The sequence below is a fragment of the Paenibacillus forsythiae T98 genome, from assembly GCF_000520735.1.
Taxonomy (GTDB): domain Bacteria; phylum Bacillota; class Bacilli; order Paenibacillales; family Paenibacillaceae; genus Paenibacillus_AQ; species Paenibacillus_AQ forsythiae.
In genome coordinates, this window is sequence record NZ_ASSC01000881.1 from 1 (window position 1) to 5,966 (window position 5,966).

The following is a 5,966-nucleotide window of genomic DNA, read 5'->3' on the forward strand; positions in this document are numbered from 1 at the left end:
GCGCCCATCCGTCTGGACCGGCCGCCGGCGATCAGAATACCGGCAATACGCATAACATCACCGCCTTTTTTTAAAATGCAAGAATTTATAATTTAGTAAAGTGGGAAAATGCTGGTTTGTACACCTTTTCAACAAATGTTACGATAATAGTAGCGGCTATGACCGGCTCTAATTTATCATACACGGCATTTGCGGGAGGAGAGCACCCAAGTTGCGGGAGAATACTGGAAACTCATCAACCTTCATATCCTTGAAATGGTTCAACTTTTTCTTATACGGCACAATCGTTCTGTTCACCAGTTTCTTTCAGCTGTATCTGCAGGACGTGGGGCTGAACAAGCTGGAAATCGGTGTGCTGATGTCGATCGGTCCGCTCGTATCGGTCTTCGCCAATCCGTTCTGGGGAATATGGACCGGCAAATACCAGAATATCAGGGTCATCGTACTGGTGATGCTGGCGGGCACGCTTCTGTTTTCCCAGATTGTTTTTCAGGCCAATACATATGAAACCGTCTATACTGCGATGATTCTGTTCTATTTCTGCCAGACTCCGCTGTTCGCGCAGAGCAATACGCTCGTCCTGAGCTACATCGACGGAACGCAGCTTGGCTTCGGCGCCTTCCGCCTATGGGGATCGCTTGGCTGGGCGCTGACGGCTGTTGCGGCAGGCCCGGTTATTCAGTACGGCGGCGTCTCGGTGCTGCCTTACCTGTTCGCGATCCTGCTGATCTTGTCCATCGTATCGCTCGCCTCCATGCCGAAGCTGCGCCACTCTATCGGAATTGCGCCATTGCCGCTCAGAGGGTTTCCCCTGCTGTTCAGGAATCCTTATTTCCTGTTCTTTATCTTCTTCGGCATACTGGTGTCCATTCCGAACGCCATAAATAATACGTTCATGTCGCTGTATATCAACGATATGGGCGGCTCCAAGACGATGATCGGCCTGGCCGTATTCCTCTCCTCCATCCTGGAGGTCGGCGTGTTCCTGCTGTGCGACCGCTTCTTGCGGCGTAAAATCTCCGTCCTCACCGGTTGGCTGGCGCTGGTCAGCGTTCTGTTCCTGCTGCGGTGGTGGCTGATGTCTCAGGCGACGATGCCGCTTGAGGTGGCTTTGATTCAAATTTTACATTCCGTAACGTTCGGCGGCTTCTTCTACGTGGGGACGGAGCTGACGATGCTGCTGATTCCGGGACCGTACCGCTCCTGCGGACAGGCTCTCTACACCCTTTCCTGGAGCGGAATTTCGGGCATGATCGGCGGCATCCTCGGCGGATGGCTGTTTCAATACCTTGGCGCCCAGAGCATGTACGAGTTCTGTGTATTCCTCACGCTCATCGCCGCGCTGGGATACGGAGGCATGTGGCTGGTGGTCAAAAGGGATGATTACCGTCCGCCCGCCGCGATCCATGATGAGCTTGAGGAGGATGGGGTTTAGCTCACCTGCCTGCAAAAAAAACGGCTGACACGCTTTCGGGCGGCAGCCGTTTCTTCATATATCTCGAAGCTTATCCTTGGTTCGTCGGACGATATGAGCTCTTGAGCGACACAATCAGGTTGAAGACAGGCTTGCCCGGCCCTGAGTACCGGCTGTCCACGTTAAAGTAACCATGCCGGAAAAATTGGAACTTGTCCTGCGCCTTGCTGTCCTTGAGCTCAGGCTCCACGAAGCCGTGCAGAATTTCCAGCGATTTCGGGTTCAATTGGTCAAGGAAGGACCCCACCGGCTTATCTGCGGCTTCCAGTTCCTCGTTCTCCCCTTCGTTGTCCGTTTCTTCCGCCAGAATCAGCGGCTCGTACAGGCGGAACTCCGCCGGGGCGGCATGGCCCGCCTCCACCCAGTGCAGCGTTCCCTTCACCTTGCGGCCGGTAAATCCGCTGCCGCTCTTCGTTTCCGGATCGTAGGTACAGCGCAGCTCGGTCACTTCGCCGTTCTCATCCTTGATCACTTCGTTGCACTTGATGAAGTAGGCGTGCTTCAGACGCACCTCATTGCCCGGGAACAGCCGGAAATATTTACTCGGCGGATTCTCCATGAAATCATCACGTTCAATGTAAATCTCGCGGGAGAACGGGATTTGCCGGGTGCCCATTTCCTCATTTTCACTGTTATTCTCCGCTTCCAGCCATTCGATCTGGCCTTCCGGATAGTTGGTAATAACGACCTTGAGCGGACGAAGCACCGCCATTGTGCGGGGGGCCTTCAGCTTCAGATCCTCGCGGATAAAATGCTCCAGCATTTGCAGGTCAACCAGCCCTTGGCTCTTGGAAATGCCCGTCTCGTACACGAAGCTGCGAATCGCTTCCGGCGTATACCCCCGGCGGCGAAGACCGGAAATCGTCGGCATCCGCGGGTCGTCCCAGCCGTCGACATGCCCCTCGTCCACCAGCAGCTTCAGCTTCCGCTTGCTCGTTACGGTCTGCGCCAGATTCAGGCGGCCAAATTCATATTGATGCGGCGCGGCGGGCATCTCGCACTCGGCGATCACCCAATCATAGAACGGGCGTTGATCCTCGAACTCCAGGGAACAGAGGGAATGCGTCACGTACTCGATAGCGTCCTCCAGCGGATGAGCATACGTATACATCGGGTAAATACACCATTTGTCGCCCGTATTGTGGTGATGCGCATGAGCAATACGGTAGATGACCGGGTCGCGGAGATTGATGTTGGGCGAAGCCATGTCGATCTTGGCGCGCAGCACCTTCTCCCCGTCCTTGAACTCGCCTGCCCGCATGCGCCGGAACAGGTCCAGACTTTCCTCTACACTGCGGTCGCGGTACGGGCTGTTCTTCCCCGGTTCGGTCAGCGTGCCGCGAAGCTCGCGGATTTGGTCGGCGCTGAGATCGTCCACATAAGCCTTGCCCTTCTTGATCAGCAGCTCTGCCCGCTCGTACATCTCTTCGAAATAATCGGAGGCGAAGCGCAGATTCTCCCAATCATAACCGAGCCATTTCACATCTTCCTGGATGGACTGGACATATTCCGTATCTTCCTTCAGCGGATTCGTATCGTCGAACCGCAGGTTCGTCTTGCCGCCGAACTCGTTGGCCAGTGTGAAATTGATCCAAATCGCCTTGGCGTGTCCGATATGCAGATAGCCGTTCGGTTCCGGGGGGAACCGGGTGACGACTTCGTTTACTTTGCCGGAGCGGAGATCTTCGGTAATGACATTTTTAATGAAATTGGAGGGGGTGCTTCGGTTCTCCACAGCAATCAACCTTTCATTCTTTAATTCTTGTCCTGTTCCTTTTTATAAACATGTTTCCTATTAATATACCCGTTACGCCGGGATAGTTCAATAAAATGGCATATCCGCCCAGGACGCCGATCCCCTTTTGACTTCCCGCCGGTTCATGGAGTAGCATGGGGTCAAGGGAGGCGAGTGAATGAAACCGATTAAAATGCCAAAAGAGCATCGGGAAGCGGCGCTTGACCATATCCAGGAGTTCTTCGAGCTTGAACGGGGCGAAAGCATCGGACGCCTCGCGGCGGACAGCCTGCTGGAATTTTTCCTGAAGGAGCTTGGGCCCGCCGTCTACAATCAGGCGCTGAGCGACTGCCGGATGCTTACGGCGCAGCGGATGCAGGGGCTGGAAGAGGATATATACGCCCTGGAGTGGAAAGAAGACCGGAAGTAACCAGGATTCATGGTTTGAACAGGACAGTACATATAGAAAAAAGGGAGGCGGCGGCTTGTTCCATTGTGTCATTGATGATGAGCTTGTCCTTAAGCCGCTGGCGGCGGAGCATTCCCGGCCGATGTATGAGCTGGTCAACCTGTCGAGGTCCCGCCTCAGCCAGTGGCTTCCCTGGGTGGACAGCGTGACGGAGCATGCTCACATCAAGAGCTATATCAAAAACGCCGTCAAGCAGGGCAGCGAGAACGGCGGTTTCACTGCGGGCCTCTGGGTGGGCGGCGAATTCGCCGGCGTTATCGGATTTCATGAAATCGACTGGCATAACCGGTCTGTCGGTATCGGCTACTGGCTCGGCCAGGGCTATTGCGGCAAGGGGTACATGACGAGCGCCTGCCGGGTGCTTATCGACCACGCGCTGCTGGAGATGGAGCTGAACCGGGTGGAAATCCGCTGCGCCACGGGCAATACCCCAAGCCGCGCCATTCCCCAGCGCCTTGGCTTCGTGCTGGAAGGCGTAATCCGGGAGGCCGAGCTGCTGCCGTCAGGCTATGTCAACCATGCCGTATACGGCATGCTGCGCAGCGAGTGGAAGATGCTGAGGTAGGAGAGCTGGATCTCAGACTCATCAACATCTATATGAGGTGAATATTAATGCCGCCCAAAGACTGGAAAGCGGAAAGCATGCGGTTCGACGCCGCAGCCGACTATTACGATATGTATAGACCTGGATATCCTTCTGATTGCATAAGCCAAATCGAAAAAAGTGCCCGTCTGGGACCTCAATCGAAGATCCTCGAAGTGGGGGCGGGGAGCGGGAAAGCGTCGGAGCTGTTTTTAAACCGGGGCTACAATCTGTTATGTATCGAGCCCGGCCCTCAATTGGCTGAACTCGGCATGAAGAAGCATCAGAGCGAAAAGGTTTCGTATGCCGTTACACGTTTTGAGCACTGGGATGGACCACCCGGACAGTTTGACCTCGTGTTCTCGGCGCAGGCGTTTCACTGGGTACCCAAACCCGCTGGATACGAGAAGGGCGCTTATGCTCTCAAAGCGGATGGAAGGTTAGCCCTTTTCTGGAACATGTACAAAGGCCAGAGTAACGCTGTACATAAAGGATATCTTTCCGTTTGCAAGGAAAATGGGTTGGTGCCGTTTCAAGACGGGATTGAAATCGAACAGAGAATCCGGCTCGAATCATGCGGCATTGGAGACAGCGGATACTTTGAACAGCCGGACGTCTACTGCTATCCATGGTCCAAGGAATACGATACGGAGAGCTTCATCGGCTTTATAAAGACCGGTAACGGATTTCTCGGTTTGCCTGAATCGGAACAAATCCGCCTGATTAAAGAATTAACCCGCATTTTGGACAAAAATGGCGGCCGCATCACTATGGAGTACCTTTGTGTACTTTTTCTGGCTGCCAAAAAATAAACGGCCGCCCGCCAAGGCGGCCCGCCTCTCTTATTCCGCTTCGTCCAGCCACCCCTGGAACTTCGCCCGGATACCAGGCGACAGCGTGTCCAGCCGGACCAGTTCTTCCAGGCCGCGCTTGTCCCCGCGCCCGGCTTCCATCATATGCAGCACGCGCTTCACCGGCACTCCGCCTTCACCGGAGGAGACCTTTGCAACCGCCGAGCCGGAGGCCATTTCCCCTTCGCGCAGCACCCGGAAATAGAAGCCGCTGAAGCCCGTCTTCAGCACCTGCGCAGGCATATCCGCAGGGCCATGCTTTTGCGAGAGCTTGAAGCAGGGATAGCGGGGCTGGCTCACCTGAAGCAGCGCGCTGCCGATCTCATAGATGTCCCCGATGCACACCTCGGTTTCGAGCAGCCCGGCGGTTGTCGCATTTTCCCCGAAGGCGGCGTAGTCCAGCTTCTTGCCCAGCCACTCCTCCCAGTAGGCATAATGCTCTGACGGATATACGCAGACGGCCTTGTCCGGCCCCCCGTGATTGATAAGATCCGCTTGTCCGTCCCCGGTAAGTCCGCCGGCTGACACCTGAACAGACCCCTCCACAGGATATTTGTAAATACCCGTTTCCAGCGATTTTCCGCGATAAAGGGCCGTTACCGGCATCCCCACATTCAATGATATGATCTTCATGCCATCCCCGCTTTCATTTTGTTTCCTTCATAGATGCCTGCACGGTACGGCAGCTCATAAACACCTCGTCCACATACCGGCCTGCAAGATAAAATTCCTCCAGCAAACGCCCTTCTTCCCTGAACCCGCACTCCTGATAAAAAGCCAGGGCCGAGGCGTTGCAGGACAGCGCGCGCAGCCGAAGCTTGCGGATGCCCCGCTCCGCCGCCAGCGCCTTCACG

7 protein-coding genes are annotated in these 5,966 nt (G+C 55.3%); 4 read left to right on the plus strand and 3 right to left on the minus strand.

Annotated elements, in window-relative coordinates:
• Positions 1-211: 211 nt before the first annotated feature.
• A complete protein-coding gene (locus L692_RS0126760; protein WP_025702999.1) occupies positions 212-1,435 on the plus strand; it encodes an MFS transporter in 1,224 nt (407 codons plus the stop codon).
• A 70-nt stretch (positions 1,436-1,505) separates the two neighbouring features.
• On the opposite strand, the gene L692_RS0126765 is transcribed toward L692_RS0126760, so the two are convergent.
• Positions 1,506-3,209, minus strand: a complete 1,704-nt coding sequence (locus L692_RS0126765) for a glutamine--tRNA ligase/YqeY domain fusion protein (protein ID WP_025703001.1) — start codon at positions 3,207-3,209, stop codon at positions 1,506-1,508.
• A 178-nt stretch (positions 3,210-3,387) separates the two neighbouring features.
• Here L692_RS0126765 and L692_RS0126770 point away from each other — a divergent pair, with 178 nt between their 5' ends.
• From L692_RS0126770 to L692_RS30925, 3 genes are read left to right on the plus strand one after another with little or no spacing between them, the layout of a single operon-like run.
• Positions 3,388-3,639 (plus strand): DUF2164 domain-containing protein, encoded by a 252-nt coding sequence (locus L692_RS0126770; RefSeq protein ID WP_025703003.1) that lies wholly within the window; start codon positions 3,388-3,390, stop codon positions 3,637-3,639.
• Between the two features lie 55 nt (positions 3,640-3,694).
• Positions 3,695-4,243 carry a GNAT family N-acetyltransferase gene (locus L692_RS0126775; RefSeq protein WP_025703005.1) on the plus strand — a complete coding sequence of 183 codons (549 nt, stop codon included), beginning with the start codon at positions 3,695-3,697 and terminating at the stop codon, positions 4,241-4,243.
• A gap of 47 nt (positions 4,244-4,290) precedes the next feature.
• Complete coding sequence (locus L692_RS30925; protein ID WP_025703007.1) at positions 4,291-5,073, plus strand: class I SAM-dependent methyltransferase; 783 nt, start codon at positions 4,291-4,293, stop codon at positions 5,071-5,073.
• Between the two features lie 30 nt (positions 5,074-5,103).
• Here the strand turns inward: L692_RS30925 and L692_RS0126785 are convergent, their stop codons facing one another.
• Both L692_RS0126785 and L692_RS33340 read right to left on the minus strand, forming a co-directional pair.
• Positions 5,104-5,745 carry an MOSC domain-containing protein gene (locus L692_RS0126785; protein ID WP_025703008.1) on the minus strand — a complete coding sequence of 214 codons (642 nt, stop codon included), beginning with the start codon at positions 5,743-5,745 and terminating at the stop codon, positions 5,104-5,106.
• 13 nt (positions 5,746-5,758) lie between these two features.
• Positions 5,759-5,966: GNAT family N-acetyltransferase (locus L692_RS33340; RefSeq protein WP_198027846.1), on the minus strand; the 208-nt coding region annotated here is incomplete at its 5' end.

What these genes read in the sequence shown, in the direction of transcription:
- L692_RS0126770 (WP_025703003.1), top strand. Translation starts at nt 3,388, where the DNA reads ATGAAACCGATTAAAATGCCAAAAGAGCATCGGGAAGCGGCGCTTGAC.
- L692_RS30925 (WP_025703007.1), top strand. Translation starts at nt 4,291, where the DNA reads ATGCCGCCCAAAGACTGGAAAGCGGAAAGCATGCGGTTCGACGCCGCA.
- L692_RS0126785 (WP_025703008.1), bottom strand. Translation starts at nt 5,745, where the DNA reads ATGAAGATCATATCATTGAATGTGGGGATGCCGGTAACGGCCCTTTAT.